General features: G+C 60.8%; 24 protein-coding genes. 8 read left to right on the top strand and 16 right to left on the bottom strand.

Annotated elements, in window-relative coordinates; genetic code table 11:
- From RA19_RS17475 to RA19_RS17460, 4 genes are read right to left on the bottom strand one after another with little or no spacing between them, the layout of a single operon-like run.
- Positions 1 to 561: a hypothetical protein gene (locus RA19_RS17475; RefSeq protein WP_039164948.1), complete on the bottom strand. Its 561-nt coding sequence runs from the start codon at positions 559 to 561 to the stop codon at positions 1 to 3.
- Entirely contained in the window at positions 558 to 1,157 is a 600-nt protein-coding gene (locus tag RA19_RS17470; protein ID WP_039164945.1) for an SCO family protein, read from the bottom strand. Before RA19_RS17470 ends, RA19_RS17475 begins: the two co-directional genes overlap by 4 nt.
- Complete coding sequence (locus RA19_RS17465) at positions 1,157 to 2,629, bottom strand: cbb3-type cytochrome c oxidase subunit I (protein ID WP_039164943.1); 1,473 nt, start codon at positions 2,627 to 2,629, stop codon at positions 1,157 to 1,159. The genes RA19_RS17470 and RA19_RS17465 overlap by 1 nt, the downstream gene beginning before the upstream one ends.
- A complete protein-coding gene (locus tag RA19_RS17460) occupies positions 2,630 to 3,139 on the bottom strand; it encodes a cytochrome c oxidase subunit I (protein WP_039164940.1) in 510 nt (169 codons plus the stop codon). It lies immediately after the preceding gene.
- A gap of 107 nt (positions 3,140 to 3,246) precedes the next feature.
- Between RA19_RS17460 and RA19_RS17455 the strand changes: the two genes are divergently transcribed.
- Entirely contained in the window at positions 3,247 to 3,702 is a 456-nt protein-coding gene (locus RA19_RS17455) for an RrF2 family transcriptional regulator (protein WP_039132372.1), read from the top strand.
- Positions 3,703 to 3,747: 45 nt separating this feature from the next.
- On the opposite strand, the gene RA19_RS27685 is transcribed toward RA19_RS17455, so the two are convergent.
- The 9 genes from RA19_RS27685 to RA19_RS25890 all read right to left on the bottom strand — a co-directional run bounded on the left by RA19_RS27685 (position 3,748) and on the right by RA19_RS25890 (position 9,794).
- Positions 3,748 to 3,873 carry a hypothetical protein gene (locus RA19_RS27685; RefSeq protein WP_275041745.1) on the bottom strand — a complete coding sequence of 42 codons (126 nt, stop codon included), beginning with the start codon at positions 3,871 to 3,873 and terminating at the stop codon, positions 3,748 to 3,750.
- A 25-nt stretch (positions 3,874 to 3,898) separates the two neighbouring features.
- Positions 3,899 to 4,771: a cytochrome-c oxidase, cbb3-type subunit III gene (gene ccoP / locus RA19_RS17450; RefSeq protein WP_039164936.1), complete on the bottom strand. Its 873-nt coding sequence runs from the start codon at positions 4,769 to 4,771 to the stop codon at positions 3,899 to 3,901.
- Positions 4,762 to 4,929 (bottom strand): cbb3-type cytochrome c oxidase subunit 3, encoded by a 168-nt coding sequence (locus RA19_RS17445; RefSeq protein ID WP_024096594.1) that lies wholly within the window; start codon positions 4,927 to 4,929, stop codon positions 4,762 to 4,764. The genes ccoP and RA19_RS17445 overlap by 10 nt, the downstream gene beginning before the upstream one ends.
- Positions 4,926 to 5,657: a cytochrome-c oxidase, cbb3-type subunit II gene (ccoO, locus tag RA19_RS17440; protein WP_039164934.1), complete on the bottom strand. Its 732-nt coding sequence runs from the start codon at positions 5,655 to 5,657 to the stop codon at positions 4,926 to 4,928. The genes RA19_RS17445 and ccoO overlap by 4 nt, the downstream gene beginning before the upstream one ends.
- Positions 5,658 to 5,662: 5 nt before the next feature.
- Positions 5,663 to 7,282, bottom strand: coding sequence for a cytochrome-c oxidase, cbb3-type subunit I (ccoN, locus tag RA19_RS17435; protein WP_052261869.1), 1,620 nt, complete (start codon positions 7,280 to 7,282; stop codon positions 5,663 to 5,665).
- Positions 7,272 to 7,562: a DUF1971 domain-containing protein gene (locus RA19_RS17430; RefSeq protein WP_039164932.1), complete on the bottom strand. Its 291-nt coding sequence runs from the start codon at positions 7,560 to 7,562 to the stop codon at positions 7,272 to 7,274. Before RA19_RS17430 ends, ccoN begins: the two co-directional genes overlap by 11 nt.
- The gene (locus RA19_RS17425) at positions 7,563 to 8,300 is read right to left on the bottom strand and encodes a DUF2189 domain-containing protein (protein ID WP_039164929.1); all 738 of its coding nucleotides are present in this window, start codon (positions 8,298 to 8,300) and stop codon (positions 7,563 to 7,565) included. It abuts the gene before it with no gap.
- A 95-nt stretch (positions 8,301 to 8,395) separates the two neighbouring features.
- A complete protein-coding gene (locus RA19_RS17420) occupies positions 8,396 to 8,815 on the bottom strand; it encodes a group III truncated hemoglobin (protein WP_039164927.1) in 420 nt (139 codons plus the stop codon).
- Between the two features lie 358 nt (positions 8,816 to 9,173).
- Positions 9,174 to 9,794 (bottom strand): TetR family transcriptional regulator, encoded by a 621-nt coding sequence (locus RA19_RS25890; protein WP_052261868.1) that lies wholly within the window; start codon positions 9,792 to 9,794, stop codon positions 9,174 to 9,176.
- Positions 9,795 to 10,769: 975 nt separating this feature from the next.
- Here RA19_RS25890 and RA19_RS17410 point away from each other — a divergent pair.
- The 3 genes from RA19_RS17410 to RA19_RS17400 all read left to right on the top strand — a co-directional run bounded on the left by RA19_RS17410 (position 10,770) and on the right by RA19_RS17400 (position 12,148).
- Positions 10,770 to 11,303 carry a helix-turn-helix transcriptional regulator gene (locus RA19_RS17410; protein ID WP_152615801.1) on the top strand — a complete coding sequence of 178 codons (534 nt, stop codon included), beginning with the start codon at positions 10,770 to 10,772 and terminating at the stop codon, positions 11,301 to 11,303.
- A 246-nt stretch (positions 11,304 to 11,549) separates the two neighbouring features.
- Positions 11,550 to 11,804 (top strand): hypothetical protein, encoded by a 255-nt coding sequence (locus RA19_RS17405; RefSeq protein WP_152615800.1) that lies wholly within the window; start codon positions 11,550 to 11,552, stop codon positions 11,802 to 11,804.
- 83 nt (positions 11,805 to 11,887) lie between these two features.
- On the top strand, positions 11,888 to 12,148 hold the full coding sequence (locus RA19_RS17400; protein ID WP_039164920.1) for a hypothetical protein: 261 nt from the start codon (positions 11,888 to 11,890) through the stop codon (positions 12,146 to 12,148).
- An 83-nt stretch (positions 12,149 to 12,231) separates the two neighbouring features.
- Here RA19_RS17400 and RA19_RS17395 read toward each other — a convergent pair whose 3' ends face one another.
- Genes RA19_RS17395 through RA19_RS17385 form a run of 3 tightly spaced genes read right to left on the bottom strand, consistent with a single transcriptional unit; the run spans position 12,232 to position 15,828 of the window.
- Positions 12,232 to 13,467 carry an ABC transporter permease gene (locus tag RA19_RS17395; RefSeq protein WP_039164917.1) on the bottom strand — a complete coding sequence of 412 codons (1,236 nt, stop codon included), beginning with the start codon at positions 13,465 to 13,467 and terminating at the stop codon, positions 12,232 to 12,234.
- The gene (locus RA19_RS17390; protein ID WP_082020584.1) at positions 13,454 to 14,254 is read right to left on the bottom strand and encodes an ABC transporter ATP-binding protein; all 801 of its coding nucleotides are present in this window, start codon (positions 14,252 to 14,254) and stop codon (positions 13,454 to 13,456) included. Before RA19_RS17390 ends, RA19_RS17395 begins: the two co-directional genes overlap by 14 nt.
- A 5-nt stretch (positions 14,255 to 14,259) precedes the next feature.
- A complete protein-coding gene (locus RA19_RS17385; protein WP_152615797.1) occupies positions 14,260 to 15,828 on the bottom strand; it encodes an efflux RND transporter periplasmic adaptor subunit in 1,569 nt (522 codons plus the stop codon).
- A gap of 155 nt (positions 15,829 to 15,983) precedes the next feature.
- Here RA19_RS17385 and RA19_RS17380 point away from each other — a divergent pair, with 155 nt between their 5' ends.
- The 4 genes from RA19_RS17380 to RA19_RS17365 all read left to right on the top strand — a co-directional run bounded on the left by RA19_RS17380 (position 15,984) and on the right by RA19_RS17365 (position 19,631).
- Positions 15,984 to 16,307 carry a hypothetical protein gene (locus tag RA19_RS17380; protein WP_039164914.1) on the top strand — a complete coding sequence of 108 codons (324 nt, stop codon included), beginning with the start codon at positions 15,984 to 15,986 and terminating at the stop codon, positions 16,305 to 16,307.
- A gap of 166 nt (positions 16,308 to 16,473) precedes the next feature.
- Positions 16,474 to 18,306, top strand: coding sequence for a copper resistance system multicopper oxidase (locus tag RA19_RS17375; protein ID WP_039164912.1), 1,833 nt, complete (start codon positions 16,474 to 16,476; stop codon positions 18,304 to 18,306).
- 28 nt (positions 18,307 to 18,334) lie between these two features.
- The gene (locus tag RA19_RS17370; protein WP_039164910.1) at positions 18,335 to 19,042 is read left to right on the top strand and encodes a copper resistance protein B; all 708 of its coding nucleotides are present in this window, start codon (positions 18,335 to 18,337) and stop codon (positions 19,040 to 19,042) included.
- 103 nt (positions 19,043 to 19,145) lie between these two features.
- A complete protein-coding gene (locus RA19_RS17365; protein WP_039164907.1) occupies positions 19,146 to 19,631 on the top strand; it encodes a cupredoxin domain-containing protein in 486 nt (161 codons plus the stop codon).
- Positions 19,632 to 19,647: the final 16 nt, after the last annotated feature.

Here is a 19,647-nt window from a genome sequence, read left to right as displayed (position 1 = left end):
TCAAGCTCCGCATCTTGAGCATCCGGCTGCGCCAAGCGGCCCGCAGCGCGGATGCCCGAACAAAACCGGGATAGCCCAGAGGCAGGCCAGAGCCGCGGCAAGGTAAAGGAAGGCAAAACCCAGGTCCTGCTGGGCTGAAACCAGGTAAGAATTGCAGATCCGCACCGGCGCGTGGGTGTAAAGGAACCCGAGCACCCCCAGCATCGACAGCGCATTGGCTTTCAAAAAGCCCCGCAGAATGGGGCCAAGCCAGGGCCAGGAGAGTCGCAGGGGCAGTCCCAGCAGCAGCGGCAGGGTGATGTATTTGGCCGCTTCTCCCGCCAGGGACAGCGCCCAGTCCACATTGCGCGGCAGCATCCAGAACAGGAAAGCGGTCAGCGCCAACAGCAGCAACGGCACAGCCCAGCCGCGCGGCGCTTTCAGGTCCCAGGCCGCCATGAAACCTGCCAGCACCAGCAAGGGCATCTGCACCAGAACATGCTGGACCGGGCTGGCCACTGCCGCCTCCCGCAGCGCAACCGCTTCGGCAAAGGCAAGCAGGGCGAGGCAGATCATCCTCATGGCTGCACCCCGCCGACATGGGCCAGCACGGCTTCCACCGCATCCGTGTCATAGACGGCGGAAAACCGGCTATCGCTGGTGATCACATGGATCGCGGCATTGTGCTGGTAGCCGCCCCATTCATCCGGGATGACGGTCACGTCAAACAGCTCCAGCAGGTCCGGAAGATCCTTTTGCAATGGCCGCGCAACGGTCCACATGGCGCCGTCAGCGTCATGCGCATCGCCATAGATCGCCATCTGCTCCGGCGTGTCCCGCTCCGGGTCGAAGCTGACCGAGAGCAGCCGGACCCTCAGCCCCCGCGCCTGCAGGCGGTCGCGGATCTCGGCAAAGTCCGCGGCGGCAATCTGGCAGATATCGCCGCAGACCGTGTAGATGAACTCAACCAGCACCACCTCGCCCGCCTGCGGCAGCAGCGGCACCTGCCGGCCGGCCATATCCTCCAGCCGCACCTCCGGAACGGCACGGGGCGCGCGCACCACATCCAGCCGACGGGCCGCCTCGCTGGTGAAGGCCTGCGCCCCGTCAGTGGCCTGCCACAGAATCCCGCCACCGACCGCGGCGGCGAGAACTGAGGGGAGAACCCGAGCCAGCATCAGTCGCCGCTCCGCCCCAGCCGCGCCACGAAGCGCAGCACGAAAACCATCGTCCCCAGCACCACCAGCACACTGAACAGGGTGCCGATGCGGTCATGGGTCAGCCACTCCTCGTAATGCACCGCCCAGCGGCGCGGGATCGAGGCGGCACCCGAGAACAGAAACACCGTCACGAAGCCAGCCGCACCCGCCAGATAGGTGACAAAGGCCGCACGATCCAAACCGCCCATCTGCGAGATCGTTTTGCCGCGCACCAGCCAGGCCATAAAGCCAAAGGCCATCGCAACCTCGCCCAGCAGCAGGTAGGTGTGGAAGTGCCCCGGCACCCACATGGTGTTATGCATCACCTTGTTGACGCTGATCATCCCGTCGATGGAAGCCGGGATCGACCCCACCGACCAGCCTGCCACCGACAGCACCAAGAGCGATGACGCCAGGTCCCAGGTCATCCTGGAACCGCGCACATAAAGGAAGGTGGAAAAGGCCGTGACCGCGATCAGGGGAATGCCGCTGAAGTAGGAGACCAGCTGCCCCACCACCAGCATCCAGGGCGGCATCACCACATCCTGCAGCAGGTGGTGCCAGTAGACCGCCATCACGAAGATCAGCACCGCATTCCAGGCAATGGCAAACAGCCGGTTCGATTTCCACGGACGCCCGGTGTATTCCGGCAGGATCTCGTAGACAGCTGTCACCGCCATATAGATCGAGGCGTTGATGAAGACATGGCCGAAGAAATAGATCAGGTTCTTGGCCAGAAGCGCGTCGACCTCGAACCCCGGCACCAGAAGATGCACCAGGCTGGCCACCAGAACGGCTGCACCCAGGATGATGCCGATCGAGTTGAAGATGGTCACAGCTGCGGCGGCTACGATGGTCGGCGGCGGCGGGTTTTTGTCCTCGCGCCCCAGGATCAGGTTCCAGCCAAGCGCCCGCGCCAGACTGCCGTAACGGGCATGGATCTGGCGGCCAAGCTCAAGATAATACAGCAGAAAGCCGACGCCAATGGAGACATAGCCCAACATGAAGGCCGCGGCTGCCCCAGCTTCCCAGGCGCCGCCGGACAGGGCGGGCAGCGGGAACAGGAAGGTCCAAGCACCGCCGTAGCCGCCGACGAAGATCGCGCCCAGGATCAGCACGACCCCCAGCAGGAACAGGCCAAGGAAGGCCCAGAAGATACCCGCGGTCAGCACCACATGGCGGCCGCTGAAATACCACAGGATGGCCGCGCCCGAGAGCGCCGCAGTGCCGACCATGCCCGCGCCATGCGCGGTCAGGATCTGATAGAACAGCGCCGGGTCCAGCTCGATCCACTGGCCCTGGGCCGCGCGCATGATCAGGCCAAAGACCATCATCAGCGCAAAAACCGCGCCCGACAGGATCATCGTCAGCTTGACCGCTCCGGCCTGAGGGGCCGCTGAGGGTTCAACTGCGGCATGCCCGGCCGCAGCAGGTTCAGATGCAGTGCTCATTTATTCCTCCGCCGCTACAACTTCGAATTCATTGACCATGTCGTGGTGGGCCACTCCGCAGAACTCCATGCACAGAACTTGATAGGTCCCCGGTTCTGTGAAGGTGTAGGTGACCTTGGTGGTATAGCCGGGGATCGCCTGCACCTGGGTCAGCAGCGTGAGGCCGCTGTCATAGATGCCCATGCCGTGGGTCACGTCCTCGGTTGTCACATTGAAATTGACCGGCGTTCCGGCCGGGATTTCGGTAGTGTCGATATCCCACCACCACTGGCCGCCGCTGACGTGCACCTCCAGCGCATCGCCGGTGCTGGCCAGCGCATGCGGCCACTGCCGCAGCGAACCAACAGAGATGATTACGCCCGCGATTGTCATCGCCCAGATCAAACCGGTGCGTTTGCTGTTTGCCTTCGGACCGGGCGCTTCCCCGCGCGACGCACGGGCCGCCAGCCAGAAGGCCGCCGTCAGCGCCGCCATCAGGATCAGCGAGATCAATAGAACAACTGGCTGCATGTGCAGTCTCCCTTAATCGGTATTTTCAATGCCTATTATTTGCTACGCCCAGCCCGAGTCAATAAAATACGTATTTTCAAAACGTATTTTTTGTGGGATGAACGCTTATGCAGATCACCAAGTTCTCAGACTACGCCCTGCGCATCCTGATCCACCTCGCCACTCACGAGGAGGGGCTGATGTCGACCCGCGAGATCGCCGGGATGCAGAACCTGCCCTTCAACCACTTGGCCAAAATCTCCCAGTGGCTGACCCACGAGGGCTATGTGGAATCCATCCGCGGTCGCAATGGAGGCATGCGTTTGGCGCTGCCGCCGGAGGCGATCTCCATCGGCGGGCTGCTGCGCAAATCCGAACGCGGCACACCGCTGGTGGAGTGCATGAAAGAGGATGGCGGCTGCTGCGTGATGACTCCGGCCTGCGGGCTGCTGCCGATTCTGAACGAAGCGCAGGAAGTGTTCTTTGCCGCGCTCGACAGCAAGACTTTGCAGGATGTTCTGAACGGAAACCGCGGCATGAAGAACCTGATTCGGGCGCTGGAGGCGGGCCGCGGAGCTGCTTGAAGCCGCTAATACGCAAACAGCATGCGCATATATTCCGCAAGAAGCCTACTTGGCGGCGCCCGAAACCACGTCTTTCAACGGCTGATCTTCCCAGGCATCAAACGCCACAGACAAGTGCCAGGCCTTGAAACCGATGTAACCGGCCAGCAGGACCAGTATCAGCAGATACATGGCCCTGCGGAACCGCGGGTTTTCCTCAGCTTGGGGCATCTTCAGCGTTCCACAGCAGATAGAGCGTCAGCATCCGGATTTGCGCATCGCTCAACCGGCCTTCCCAGGCGGGCATGACTCCCTGCCTGCCGTAATAGACGCTTTGATAGATGTCCTCCCGGCTGCCGCCGTAGATCCAATGGCCATCCCCCAGATCCGGCGCGCCGTTTTCATAGCCGCCACGGCCGTCATCGCCATGGCAGGAGGCGCAGTTCTCTTCAAAAACCACCCTGCCCGCCTCAGCCGCCACCGCATCATGGTCTTGCCCTGACAGCGACAGCACAAATTCAGTCACCTCTTTGACCTGCGGCTTTTCGATCATCCCGTCGGCGCCAAAGGCCAGCATCTGGGCAATCCGCGTCTCGTCATGCAGGGTGTTAATGCCATAGCGGATAGTGTACTCGATCTCTTCCGGGGTGCCTGACCACAGCCAATGCCCGTCCGCCAGGCTGGGGAACCCGGGCTGCCCCTTCAGGTTCTCGGTATGGCAAGCCGCGCAATTGTCCGCGTAGAGCTTGGCGATAGACGCGCCATAACGCGCCTCCAGCGATGTGTCCGCAGCCAGGGCCTCAATGTCTTCGGAGGCAAACGGCGCAAAGGCCTGCTTCCGCCCGGCATCCGCCGCGGTCACCGCTGCCGTCACCTCTGCCCGCGAGGAATAGCCAAGCACGCCCCGTGCATACTCCGAAACCAGCGGAAAGGACGGGTAGAGGATCCAGTAAAGGACCGACACCGCTATGCTGATCCACAGCGCCCAGCGGGAGGCCCAGGGTACCGGCGAGTCCATCTCCTTGATCCCGTCCCACTCGTGGCCCGTCAGCTCGGTACCCGAGACCGGATCCTTTTCCCTTACCGCCATGGCTGGTCCTCCCGCCCGTCCAGCGGGGACTGCGCCGCATCGTCGTACATCCGCCGCCGCGAGGGCCAGTAGACCCAGACCACCGCAGCCAGAAAGACGGTCAGCAGGTAGATCGCACCCCAGGTCTTGGAGAAAACCAATACTGCATCATGGGTCATCGGTTCACCTCCTCCATGTTCAGTGAGTCGAAATCGACCAGGGTGCCCAGCATCTGCAGATAGGCCACCAGTGCGTCCATTTCCGTTAACCGCCCGGGCTGGCCATCAAAGTCGCGGACCTGCACGTTTGCGCCATAGCTCTCCTGCAGCTCGCCCTCATAGTTCTGCTCGAAATCCGCCTGCCAGACCGCGTCCTTTTCGGCGTTTTCGATCTGGGCGTCCGTGTAGGGCACCCCTGCCCGGCTCAGCGCTTTCAGCGCCGCAGGCAGGTGGCCGGTGGACAAACGGGTGTCAGACAGGAAGGCATAGCCAGGCATCACCGAACCGGGAACCAGCTCGCGCGGCGCCTCCAGATGCGCCACATGCCAGTCATCCGAATACTTGCCGCCGATCCGGGCCAGGTCCGGTCCGGTGCGTTTCGAGCCCCATTGGAACGGGTGGTCATAGATGCTTTCGGCGGCCAGGCTGTAATGCCCGTAGCGTTCCACGTCCGATCGCAGGGTGCGGATCATCTGGCTGTGGCAGGCATAGCAGCCCTCGCGCACATAGATGTCGCGCCCGGCCAGCTCCAGCGGTGTATAAGGCCGCATGCCGTCGACCTCCTCCACCGTGTTTTCGATGGTGAACAGCGGTGCAATTTCCACAATGCCGCCGATCGAGGCCACGACCAGGATCATCATGGCAAATCCCAGCGAATGGCGTTCAAGCTTCTGATGTGCTGTGCTCATGGGCGTTACTCCGCAGGCTGGGCCAGGGGCCCGGTTTGCCGGGTCTCGGTTTTCCGCGGCCCGCTCACCGTCATGTAGATATTGTAGGCGCCGATGCAGGCCCCGATCAGGTAGAGCAGCCCGCCGACCGCCCTGGCCACGTAGTAGGGGTGCATCTCGATCACGCTGTCGAGGAAGGAATAGAGAAAGGCGCCATCGGCATCATAGGTCTGCCACATCAGCGATTGGGTGATACCGCTGTTCCACATCGCGCCGACGTAGATCAGCGTGCCCGACAGGGCGAGCCAGAAGTGCCAGGCCTCCAGCTTCAGCGAATAGACCCCTTCGCGCTTCCAGACCCAAGGCACCATCTTGTACATGGCGCCAAAGGTGATGAAGGCGACCCAGCCCAAGGCACCTGCATGCACATGGCCCACGGTCCAGTCGGTGTAATGGCTCAGCGAGTTCACCGGGCGGATCGCCATGAAGGAGCCCTCGAATGTCGACAGCCCGTAAAACAGCACCGCCACCATCATGAAGCGGACCGCCGGGTCGGTGCGTACTTTGTCCCAAGCGCCGTTGATGGTGAGGATGCCGTTGAAGACCGAGGCCCAGCTGGGCACCAGCAGGATAATCGACATGGTCATGCCCAGGTACTGCACCCAATCCGGCAGGGCCGTGTAATGCAGGTGATGCGAGCCGGCCCAAAGGTAGAGGAACGTAATCCCCCAGAAGCCGACAATCGACATCCGGTAGGAATAGACCGGCCGATTCACCGCCTTGGGCAGGAAGTAATAGAGCATCCCCAGGAAACCGGCCGTCAGCAGGAAGCCCACTGCGTTGTGGCCGTACCACCATTGTGTCATCGCATCCTGGGTGCCGGAGAACAGCGAATAGCTCTTGGGATAGGCGATCGAGGCCGGCACCGAGAGGTTGTTCACCGTGTGCAGCATCGCAATCACCACGATGAAGGCCAGGTAGTACCAGTTGGCCACGTAGATATGCGGCTCGGCCCGCCGCGCCAGCGTGCGCAGGTACAGGATCAGATAGCCGATCCAGATGACCAGCAGCAGCAGATCCGCATACCACTCGGGCTCGGCGTATTCCTTGGACTGGGTGATGCCCAGCGGATAGCCGGAGGCGGCCACCACCAGGAACAGGTTGTAGCCCCAGAACACCAGCCAGGGCAGCGTTTCGCTGGCCAGCCGCGCCCGCGAGGTCCGCTGCACCACGTAAAAGGATGTGGCGATCAGCGCGTTGCCGCCAAAGCCGAAGATGACGCCTGAGGTATGCACCGGCCGCAGCCGCCCGAAATTAGACCAGGACATATCGCCGTTGAGCGACGGAATGGCCAGTTGCCATGCCAAGATGTCTCCCACCGCAAAGCCGATGATCCCCCAGATCAGCGCCGCAATGACACCGTAGCGGATGACCTTGTCATTATATTCCAGCGGCACCTCTGCCGGCCCGTCGCTGATCCGGTTCAGCATCCACAGGATGCCCCAGCCCGCCGCCAGCGCAATCAGCCAGCCGTGCAGCACATATCCCAGCGGCACGCCCCAGCCCAGAATGGCCAGCCCGCCCAGCAGCACCAGGGACAGGGCTGCAAGGAGGCCCGCATTTTCAAAATTCACGCTACGCTGCATCGGGGGCCTCCTCCCGGTGGAACCGGACCTCGAATTCCACAGCGCCAAGCGCTTCGACCGAATGCACCTCCTGCGGGGCAAAGACAGCGGTGCCACCCGCCTCAACGATCACCTCCGCCTTGTCCTCGCGCCGGAACCGCAGCCGGCCGTTGTGCACCGCCAGCTGGCCCCAGACGCCTGCCTTGGTGCTGTGATCCTGGCGCAGTTTCTCCGGCAAGGTGTCCTGCGTGAACCGCGAGGTGGCGTAATGCACCGCGCCTTTGGGAAGAGCCTCAGACATTCATGCATCTCCATGGAACAGATCCGCGTAGGCATGCCAAGTGGCGTAGCCAAGCAGCGGAAAGACAATCGCAAGCCCCAGCAGTCCGGTCAGAATGCCCAGGGCGGTCAGGAAGGTGATGGCCGCGCCCCACCAGACGCAAAGCCAGAAGTTATGAGTGGCGGCGTTAAAGCTCAGCCCCATGGCCGAGAAGCCGTCGATCTTGCGGTCCACCAGCATCGGCAGTGAAAAGGCCGAGACCGCAAAGCCAAGCGCTGCAAACAGCCCGCCTGTCAGCGATCCCGCCACCATCAAAACCCAGCCTTCCTGCGTGCTCAGCAGCAGCTGCAGCGTCTCGGTGAAACCGGCAAAGGGGCGCAGCCCGTAGACAATGGCAAACAGCACCGTGGCGGCCCGGATCCAGGTCAAGGCAAAGACCATCAGGATCGCCCCCACCAGCGCAATCTGCCCTTTCGAGGCCACCTCCCGCTTGCCGCTGGCCACGGCGTAAAGGCCCACCGTTGCCACCGGCCCCACCAGCACCCCGCCCGCCAGCAGCGGCAGCAGCATCCAAGCCATGCCGCTGGCTGCCAGGAACCAGATCATCCCCCAGCCGGCCAGCACCAGTGCAAAGCCGTAGAACAAGGAAAACCCGAGGTTGCCCCGCAGGTCCCGCCATCCGGCGATCAGCCAGCGCTGCACGACATGTCCGGGATCCTCGGTGATCACCCGCGCCTTGGAGTAGACATTTTCTGTCATTCCCAATCTCCTTTATTGCAGCCGTCCGGACAGATGGAGAACTCAACATTACCATAATTTGAGGAACTGCCCGGCCCCTGCCGCTAGCAGCTTGCCTAGGTCAGAACCGGAGGCGCCCCATCGGGCTGCCGGAAGTTTTCAATCCCGTAGGACAGCCCCTTGCCGATCCGGTCAGCGAGATTTGCAAAAGCATGCGCAGTTTCCGGATCCAGCTCCCGCTGTGCGGTATCCCGGAACAAATCCAGCCAGAGGGGAAAGTGCTCAGGCAGGATCGCGGTATTCGCCAGATGCATTTGCATCGGATTGCCGCTGTATCCCTCCTCCCGCAGAATTGCCCCGCGCCAGAACGCCGCGATCTTTGCCTCATGCGCAGGCCAGTCGGCGACCGCCGCATCAAAGACTGGCCCCAATTCCTCATGCTGGCGGATGCGGGCATAGAAAACCGTGACCAGCCTGCTGATCTCTGCCGCGGTGACGTCGAACATTTTAGGCCGCTTTGGCTGCGTATCTGCCATGGGAATCGCTCCAAACATGTTTGTCACAGGCATATTTGATATAATACGCATTCTCAAATCCTATTTAATCCTGCCCAGATTTCGGGAATGAGATGGATCTACGTGTTCCACTCTCCCTCCAAAGCGCCTCGGCAAAATGAAAATGAAATCCGTTGCACGCGCTGCTTAGGTACCCACTTGCGTCCGCTGTGCGCAGATAGCGGCCGTTGCAAAGTCTGGCAGTTCCTGCAAACGGACATACAGATGGGACCAAAAGTTGGGCGCTGTACGCCCAAGCCGTCAAATTGCGGTATCGCAACGAAACTATGCTTTGTCAGCCTGCACTGCTGTTTAAGTTTTGCTCCACGATTCCAATAATTTACGCCTCAAGCATCCTCTTAAGTTCAGTAGGAAAGTCCATCTTGAGGCGCTCCAACCCGTCCAAGTCGGCGAACCGTTGGACCGGTGCACCGGCTCGGGCCATCGGCCAAAGCCCCGAATCCATGATCCCAGAGATAAATGCAATCTGGGACGCTTGTTCTTCGTCAACAGCGCGCAGGACACGCGCAATGGCCGATGCCACCATAGCGCTGTCTTCAAAGCCGGATAGTTTGATGCCGCGGATAGTCTCCAGCTCTGCGTGGTTTTCCAACAAAGAGGCTGAAACGCAAAGCAGATCACAGAGCAAGCTCTGCCTGCCATAGAGCGATGCGATCAGCACACTGAGCTCTGCCACGCTCATCTCCTGCCGGTCTTTGGTTTCCGCATGGAGCCGGCTGGCAAAGAGACGGGTTTCCTCATGCATCAGAACCAAGAGGATTTCTTCGCGACTACTGAAGTACCGGTACAGATTGGACTTCGTAACATCCGACCTCCGCCCTAGTTCATTCAAAGACCAGTCCATGACCCCGAACTCGGCGCATAAGGCACGGGCCTGCTTCAGAATAGAGGCACGGCGCTCCGCGATCTGATACGCTTGGCGAGCCCTTTGGAATGCCATCACTTTCTCCTTTCAGAGCCTTCGCTTCATTGTTTGTCTCTCATGTCCGGGTTGCTGCACACGACACAAAGGAAACCATCGGCCGCCAAACAAGAGACCACCGGTCACCTATCTTCAAAACTGCAATCCTACTCGCCAATCGCGTAAACACCCCCCGCTGCTGATCGGTAGACGGCCTGCATGGGGGCTGGTTTCCTCGAGGGTGCTCATTCTGGCAATGACACAGCAAGAGATCGGAATTAATAGCCGCCGTTCGGCCCATGTTGGCTTGGTCTGTAGTATGGAAGTTCAGCGAAGCCTTCGCGAAGGTGTGCTTTTCGCTAAATAGACAGGAGGGCCACGTCCGTTTCGGGCTGCCTGTCGTCATTCACGCCTGGCGCGGAGGATGACTGGAACAAGCCCAACCCGTGAATACGCTTATCTTGCTCCATGCCTGCACAGCACTATCTGCACGCCATCGAAGCCGGGCAGCTTCTGGGCGTGCTGTTTTCCCCACATCTGCCAGCAGACCAAATCCGCCAAGGATGAGCAGTATTGCACCTGGTTGAATATAGGAATGGCAAACACACCGGCGGCCTTTGCAGGCTGCCATATTCTTTCCGTTCATCAATCTGCAAGTTAAGTAGTTGAAAGCATTCAGAATACAGACTCCACTTTTTGAACGCCTCACTGCGCCCCGGAACCCTCTGATTTACATTTCCGTGCATATGAAGTATGGAATGTGTAAGAAGTGCAAGTGGAACGCAGGGCTTTACTGCCAGACGTGAGTGCCTGCCCGCTGACTAAGCTTGGGGCAATGAACTTTTCTCTTCGCCAAACATCTTTTGCCGCAGCGGCTTCCCTATAGCATTTCACGCCCGAGGCCAGGTCGAGCCGGTTGCGATTACCGCGGAACGTGATGAAGGGGGCAGCACGTTGGCTTCTGTTTGGCTGGAAGAATGGACCGAACTTCTCGGCGGCAAGAGCTATGGCTTGATGGCCTTGGACGAAAGCGGAAATCTGGCTCATCTGGATCTCGTGCTGAATGGCAGCCCCGCCTGCCAGCTGGTGCTGCACTGGAAAAACATACGGATCCGCGACACGTTGCAAAACGCGAAACTGTCCCGTCTGATCCGGGCTGGTATGGAGTATGATGAAACCTCTGCAAAACCCCTGCCGCCGCCGGTCAGACTGCCAATATCCGACGAGAAGTCCGTCTACATTGATGTAATCCCTCTGCCGCCTGCTTTCCGGCAGAAACTGGACGGGGCGCTGTCCTTGCTCAGCATTAGGGAAGTGGAGAACCAGCCAGGGCTCTGCCCGGAATTGCTGCAGCAGGAGTTCCACCTCACGCCTGCCGAGGCATCCGTAGCCGTGCAGCTGTCAAAAGGGCTGAGCCTCAAACAGGCCGCCCAGCACCTGAACATTTCCATCTGGACCGCGCGCAGTCATTTACGCGCGGTCTTTCAAAAGACCAATACGCATCGCCAGGGAGAGCTGGTCTCGCTGCTTGCGCATATGGAGCATTAGTTTCCGAGGCAAGGCTGCAGCATTTCCTTCGGCGGCGCAGCAATTCGGTCAAGTTTTGTGACTGATTCCAAGCAATTGCAGTGCGAGCGCAACCTCCCGTTTCATACTGGAGGCAGGTTCAAGGCGGGCGCGAAATCCACCACTAGTTTGAGGGCCATTACCTGTGCCGCAGCCCGGCTATCTGAGCGATGCGGCGTGCGGGTGTTTCTGGTTCAGTGGCGGAGTTCGTTAACTGTGGAGGCTGTTATGAAGAAACTATTCATTGCTACGGCTCTTATAGCCGGGTTCAGCGCACCTGCAGCAATTGCAGACAATGGTTTGAAGGTTGGGCAGAACCCTTACCTGCTGGCTATCGCCAAATGCACCAATCACGGTCATGGCAACGGTGCAGAAGCTGTTATCCTGACGCGTCGCGGATTCAAGTGCATCAAGGGGCCGAACGCATCCGAAGACCATCCGCGTGATCAGGACCCTGGCAACTCAGGAAACGTGCCGGATTGATACCCGTCTGGAAGCAGAAGACCCCAATCCTTCTGGGTGCTTACTGTTTCGCAGAATGTCTTTGTTAACTGGTGGAGGCTGTTATGAAAAAAATTCTCGTGGGTACCGCACTCATAATCGGGTTTATCGCACCTGCTGCAATTGCAGGCAACGATAATGGCAACAAGCCAACAGAAAGGGAACTGGCCGAGCGCCGCTGCGGTAACAATGGCGAAGGCAATGATGGCGAAATTCTGCGGTACAGCTATAGAAAACAAATGTGGATCTGCATAAAGAATGTGGACTTTGCCGGCCCCTACTTCGAGCCGGATGAGGATCACCCAAGGGATGTTGATCCGAACTGACGCATCTTTTGCCGGTCCAGCGGCCGGCCGAAAGATGATCAGCATGGCGCCCCTCCCCTCGTGGGGGCGCCAGTTTTTTGCGCTTATTCCATCCGCAGCGCCGTTACCGGATCCAGGCGCGATGCACGCCTCGCCGGGAAGAAACCGAAAACCATCCCCACGGCCGATGCCAGCCCAACCGCACCGATTAGCGACAGGGGGCTCAGAAAAACCGGCCAGCCGGCCAGTTTGCTGGCGCCAAATGCCAGTGCAGCCCCGGCGGCAAGGCCGATCAGCCCGCCCAGGAAACACAGCAGTACGGCCTCAATGAGGAACTGAAACTGCACATCTCCGGGCCGGGCGCCGACGGCCATCCGCAACCCGATCTCGCGGGTGCGTTCAGCGACTGAGACTAGCATAATGTTCATGATGCTGATCCCGCCCACAACCAGCGACACTCCGGCGATCCCAGCCAGCAGCCAGCCGATAGTGCGCGAAGCTGCGTGCCGGGCCTCCATCAGCGAGGCCGGGTCGACAATGCGGAAATCGTTTGCGCGGCCTGCCGGTATCCGGTGCCGTTGCCGCAGCAGCCGGGTGGTCTCCTGTTCTGCCAGCGGCACCGCAGCAGCCGTAGATGCCTTGGCCAGAATGTAGTCGACCGACCCGCGATGAACCGGATTTGCACTCCCGAACAACCGGCGTTGCGCGGTGCTGATCGGAATGAAGATTATCTCATCCTGCGCCCGCCCGGAGCCCGAAGTGCCTTTCTCTGCCAGGATTCCGATGACTTCGAACGGCACCGAAAGGATGCGGATGGTCTGGCCGACCGGGTCGCTTTCCCCGAACAGTTTTTCGGCAGTGTCCTGCCCCAGCAGGGCAACCTTGCCGCCGTTTGTTTGCTCTTTGCTGGAAAACAGCCGTCCGCGGCTTATAGGCCATTCGCGGATGGAGAAGTAGCGCGCAGTCGTGCCATTGACGGTAACCCAGGTGTTTCGGTTCCTGTTGATCACTTGCAGTTCGGCCCGGGTGGAAGGCGCTGCAGCAATGACCTGAGGGATATGCGCCTCAATCGCGTCCGCGTCGGCTTCCCGCAGGATGGCCGCTTGGTACAGGCCCGCCTTAGCATCGGTTCCCCGGTTCAGCTCAGGCACAATCATCAGCACATTGGCGCCAAGCGTTTTGATCTGCCGGTCGATCTCCCGCTGTGCACCAGCCGCGAAGGCCACCATCGCCACAACCGAGGTGACCCCGACAATAATGCCCAGCATCGTCAGGAAACTGCGCAGCAGGTTTGCCCGCAGCGCCCGCAAGGCAAGCCGGAGGCTTTCAAACAGAGGCATCGCCGCCTCCCCGGCTCTTGCCAGAGCCTTCACCGGCGGCAAGCTGTCCCGCTCCAGTCTGATGACGCACAAACCGGGCGGAGGTTTCTGGCAGCATCCGGCTGTCCGGATCCACCTGTTCATCGCCGATGATTTCACCGTCTTTCATGCGCAGAATGCGGTCTGCACGGCGGGCCACATCCTCGTCATGCGTAATGACCGCTATAGAGCGTCCTTCAGCATTGATCTCTTGAAACAGAGCAAGGATTTGCCGGCCCTTCCCGCTGTCGAGCGCACCGGTCGGTTCGTCCGCCAGGATCAGTCCGGGGTCGTTGGCCAGCGCCCTGGCGATAGCAATCCGCTGCTGTTCGCCGCCTGACAACTGGTTCGGGAAGTGGTTCCGGCGGTCCTCCAGCCCGGTCTTGCGGAGCAAAGCACGCGCCCGGCTCTTGCGCTTGGCCGCCCGCATCCCCGCATAGATCATTGGCAGTTCCACATTCTCCAAGGCGGTGAGCCGGGGCAGCAGATTGTACGACTGGAACACAAACCCAAGCTCCTGGTTCCGAAGCCTGGCGCGAATGCCGGCCGACATCTCCCCTGTGTCCTTTCCCCGAAACCAGAGGGAGCCGGAAGCAGGCCGCTCCAGCAGGCCAAGAATGGACATCAGAGTGGATTTTCCGGATCCGCTTGGGCCGGTGATTGCCAGGAACTCGCCGGCCGCCAAAGAAAAGGAACAGCTGCGCACTGCCTCAACCCGTGATGTGCCGGTCCGGTAGCTTCTGCAGATTTTCCGCGCCTCAATGAGCATGGGTGCTACCACCTGTTCCGGAAGATCTGCTGCAACCGGCTTTCGGCTTGTGTCTTGATTTCACCGCTGATGACCAGGTCGCCCTCCTTGAGTTGCTCCGAGGTCACAGCCGTGTGGCTGGCGTCCTGCTCACCAGGAAGAACCGGCACAGGCTCCGGAGTGCCGGATGGATCCAGGCGCCAGACAGCCGGCTGCCCGCCAGCCTCCTGTGTCAGGCCGTTCTGGGACGGTTGGAAAGCCAAAGCGCTGGTTGGCACTTTCAGGGCCGGGTCGGTCTCGCGGATTGCGATGTCGACCAATGCTGTCATGCCCGGGAACAGCAAGTCGCCAGGATTTTCCGTGTTCAGAACCACAGTGTAGGTGACGATGTTCTGAAAAACTTTCGCAGACTTCCTGATTTCGCTCACGGTTCCTGAGAACTGCTTTGCCGGGTAAGCATCAACGGAGAACACGGCTGACTGGCCGGTCCGGATGTGTCCTATGTCGGTCTCATCCACACTGACATGAACGACCATCCGGCTCAGCTCCTCGGCAATCGTAAACAGTTTCGGCGCTTCAAGCGTTGCGGCAACGGTTTGCCCCTCATCCACACTGCGGTCGATGACAACACCATCGATCGGAGCCCGGATCGCGGTGCGCTCCAATTCGACCTGGGCCAGTTGCAGGGCCGCCTGGCGCTGAGGCACATTCGCCCGCGCCCCTGCAAGTTCCGCCCGGGCCCGGGCGTGTTCGGCCCGTGCTGCCTCAATCCTCTGGCTGCCCGCTGCCAGCTGCGCTTCCGCTTCGCGCAGCTGTGCTTCTGCACTCAGCACCGCACTCTGGTCATCTTCCACATCAGCCGCCGAGACGGTCCCGTTCTTCTGCAAGGCCTCCCTGCGGGCAAGCCGTGCCCGCGCAAGCGACAGGCTGGCAGCGGCCTGATCAATTCTGGCGTGGAAAACGTTCAGCTCCTGCCGGGCCGTTTCAATGTCTACCGCGGCCTTTTCAAGTGTGGCGCTTTGAACCTCAACCGCTGCCAGCGCGATTTCAACCGCGGCTTTGGCTTCTTCGACACGTGCCTGAAACCCTTCACGGTCAATGATGGCCAGGGTTTCGCCCTTGCTGACGCGGCTGTTGAACCCGGCTTTCACCTCGGCAATCCGACCTGAAACTTGAGAGCTGATATCCACTTTCACCAGCGCATCCAGGGTTCCGGTCGCGGTTACAAGTTCGATCAGCGGGCCATGCTCTACAGGGTGTGAGAGGTAAGTCGTTTCCGTGCCAGGCTCCGGCCGCAGTGAAACAAAAGCGGTCAGGGCCAAAAGGGCCAAAGTTATCGAGAACAACTTCAGCATAATGCTAACAATGCCATTTTGGGCCGGAATCTTCAATAAATGCATGAATTTTAACAGGCATGTGCGGTCGCAAGCAGAGTGTTTACGGCTTCTAGCTTGGAAGTGGGGACATGCGAGGTGGCCCATCACCCGGATAGACGGCCCAATAGCATTGATCTTTACTTGCCGTGCAGGTGATGGCCTCCAGCTGGCCAACCTCAGCCATGGACTCGAACTGTCAGGCTCTTCGGCGGAGGTCACAATCAAAGCTATGCTGCACCGAATAACTCGTCCTTGCAGGCTCCTGCTCGCAAGCTGCGCGTTGAACAGCTGCAGGGCAATGTATCAAAACGTATCCTTGAGTTGCCGGCCTGCGGCAGCTAGCTAAACATGGCAAGAATGGAAAGGGCTTCCGGATGCGCCAGCGGGCGGCGAAATTGTGGACGGCATTTGCGCTGGCACTGGTCCTGGCGATGTCCGCGCTGCTTGCGCCCTTGACTGCAGAGGCCGAAGGCCAGGCTGCGGTTGCAGCCGCCGCTCAGCATGAAGTGGCAGACAGTCACACCCACACGGGTTCCGGCCCCTGCCACAAGGCCGCTGCCTGCGAGGTGCCCGTTGCATTGCAGCCGTGGCAAAAGCTTTCCGTTGCTGAGAATACAGGCAAACTGTCCGTTCTGCTGAACGGCTCCGGCCAAGCGTCGGCGATGCCCGAGGCGCATATTCCGCCTCCAAAGGCGTGAACCTTCAAGACTAAATCCACTGCTGCCGTGCCGCCATCAACCTGCGGTGCGCATTGGCAAGCTTCGCGCGCATTGAACGTGTGTCTCGGCAATTGACTGAGCACAGCGCCAGAGGCTGCCCAAAGTGGCTCACCCGACGAATTCCCAAACAATACAAGGACTGACGATGAACCCCATCGTATCTTTGCGCGCGGCCATTGCCGGCGCCGCCCTTGCCCTGTCCGCCGCTGCCGCGGCCCAGGCCGGGACCTATGACATCACCGTGGACAAGATCCGCATCGACGCCGGGGACTTCCGCAAGTCCGGTGTCGGCTACAACAACAGCCAGACCCCGACCATCCTGCGCTTCCGCGAGGGCGAAGAGGTTACCCTCAACGTCACCAACAACCTGCGCGAAGACACCTCGATCCATTGGCACGGGCTGATCTTGCCGTTTGACCAGGACGGGGTGCCGGAGATCAGCTTTGACGGCATCAAGCCGGGCGAGACCTTCACCTATAAATTTCCGATCGTGCAGGCCGGTACTTACTGGTTCCACAGCCATTCCGGATTCCAGGAACCCGACGGGGCCTATGGCGCCATCGTGATCGAGCCGAAACGCGGAGAGACAGTGCGGGCGGACCGCGACTATGTGGTTCAGCTGACGGACACCCACCCGCACCGCGGCAAGCGGATCATGCGCAATCTCAAGATGTCGGCGGATTACTACAACCGCTCGCAGCGCTCGCTGCAGGATCTGATCGAGGATTCCGGCAGCATGGGGCTGAAAGCGGCGCTGGAAGACCGCAAGATGTGGGGCCGGATGCGGATGATGCCGACCGACATCGAAGACGTCCAAGGATTCACCCCGATGATCAACGGCCAGAGCACGGCGCAGAACTGGACCGGGCTATTCAAGCCTGGCGAGAAAGTCCGGCTGCGGCTGATCAACTCCTCTGCGATGGCCTATTTCGATGTGCGGATCCCGGGGCTGAAGATGACCGTGGTTCAGGCTGACGGCAATGACGTGAAGCCGGTCACCGTGGATGAGCTGCGGATTGCGGTGGCGGAGACCTATGACGTGATTGTCCAGCCCCGCGAAAGCCGTGCCTACAGCATTTTGGCGGAATCCATGGGCCGCACCGCGATGGTGCGCGGCACCCTGGCGCCGCGCGAAGGCCTGGCCGGGCCGGTCCCCGCGATGCGGCCCAAGCCGCGGCTGACGATGGCCGATATGGCCGGCATGATGGGCGGCATGGGCATGGAAGGCCATGTGATGCGCAGCGACACAGGCTCGTCCGACAGCGTGATGATGATGTCGGGCATGGATCACAGCCAGCATCAGATGCAGGCCGCCTCGGACAGCCAGTCCATGGCAGGAATGGACCACAGCCAGCACAATATGGCCGCGCCTGCGAAGGCAGAGCCGATGGCGGGTATGGATCACAGTCAGCACAGCATGGGCGGGGCCAAGGCATCCAAAGACAGCGGCATGGCCGGGATGAACCACGGCGGGCATCAAATGGCGATGGCTGGCGAACAGGAAGGGTTCTATGCGGCGGGCAGCGGCCTTACCCCAAGCGCGGCAAACGGCGGCAAGTTCCTGTCCTACGATGACCTCAGCGCCCGCCGGCCGCTCTATAGAGACCGGCCTGCGACACGGGAAATCGAGCTGCGCCTCACCGGCAACATGGAGCGCTACATCTGGTCAATCAACGGCAAGAAGCTCTCGGAAGCCGAGCCGCTGAGGCTGAAGTACGGCGAGCGGGTCCGGTTCAAATTCGTCAATGAAACCATGATGGCGCACCCGATGCACCTGCACGGCATGTGGACGATCGTGGACACCGGCAAGGGCCGCCGCGACCCGATCAAGCACACCATCAGCGTGGCACCGGGCACCACCGTCTATACCGAGACCGAAGTCGATGTGACCGGCCAGTGGGCCTTCCATTGCCACCTCTCCTACCACGCAGATGCGGGCATGTTCCGCAAGGTGATCATCGAAGGCGGCCCGGCTTGACCGTGCCAGATCAGAAAGAGACAAAAACATGAGCAAGACACGCATCTCGGCGGCCGCCGCGGCCGGTGTGGCGGCGCTGTGGTCCGCCCCCGCCGGAGCAGAGCAACTGATCTACGGCCTACAGGCCGAGCAGCTGGAATACCGGCAAAGCGACGGCGAAGACGCCTTTGTCTGGGACTTCGACGCCATGATCGGCACCGACGAGCTGAAATTCGTCTGGCGCAGCGAAGGCGAGCGGGAGCAGGGCTCCGGCGAATTTGAAGCCCTGGAGAACCAGCTGCGGCTGCAGTTCCCGGTTTCCACCTTTTTCGACGCTGTCGTGGGGGTGCAGGCCAGCACGCCGGACGAACTGCCGGACCGCTACAACGCGGTGCTGGGCCTCAAGGGGCTGGCGCCGCAATGGTTCGAGATCGACGCCGACCTGTACCTGTCGGACTATTCGTTCTTCCGTTTTGAGGGCGAGTATGAGGCGCTGCTGACCAACCGCCTGATCCTGGTCCCGAACCTGGAGCTGACGGTGCCGCTGCAGGATGACCTTGCCTACGGCCAATCGGCCGGCGGCGCTACGATCGAGGCTGGGCTACGGCTCAGCTATGACCTGATCGACCGGGCGGTCTCTCCCTACATCGGCGTCAATTACGAGGAATCCTTTGGCGGCACGGCGGATCTGCTGCGCGCCAGCGGTGAAGAGAACGGTGTGTTCTCGGTCGTCTTCGGGACCCGTCTGATGTTCTGAACCCTGGCGCCAGGCCGGGACAGCCCGGCCTGGCGCTTCCCTTTCCTGCCATGGTTCCGGCGGCGGAAGGGCAAATTCCCCTCTCGAAATCAAGGAGATACCAATGAAGAAACTTTTCCTTTGCGCGGCGCTGGCCGCCCTGGCCGGCACCCCAGTTCTGGCCGGCGTTTCGGGCCACGGCGACGGCCATGGCGCCCACGGCGAACAGATGGCGGCAGGCAAGCCTGGCAACCGCAGCGAGGTGTCCCGCACCGTGAAAGTGGCAATGAAAGAAACCGATGACGGCGAGATGATCTTCTCTCCCGCAGCGATGGAATTCAAACAGGGCGAGACCATCCGCTTCATGGTGGTGAACAAGGGCGAGCTTGATCATGAATTCGTCCTCGACACGCAAGAGCGCAACGCCATGCACAAGCAGGCCATGTCGGAGCAGATGGAAATGCACAACACGCCGAACGCCGTCACCCTGGCCCCCGGCAAGCGCGGCGAAATCATCTGGACCTTCAGCAATGGCGGCACTTTCGAATTCGCCTGCCTGATCCCGGGGCATTATGAGTCCGGCATGTACGGCCAGGTTGCAGTTCAATGATCTGCTGAGTGCCGCT

It is taken from the genome of Leisingera sp. ANG-M1 (assembly GCF_000813745.1).
GTDB lineage: Bacteria > Pseudomonadota > Alphaproteobacteria > Rhodobacterales > Rhodobacteraceae > Leisingera.
This window is presented reverse-complemented; position numbering and strand designations above follow the sequence as displayed.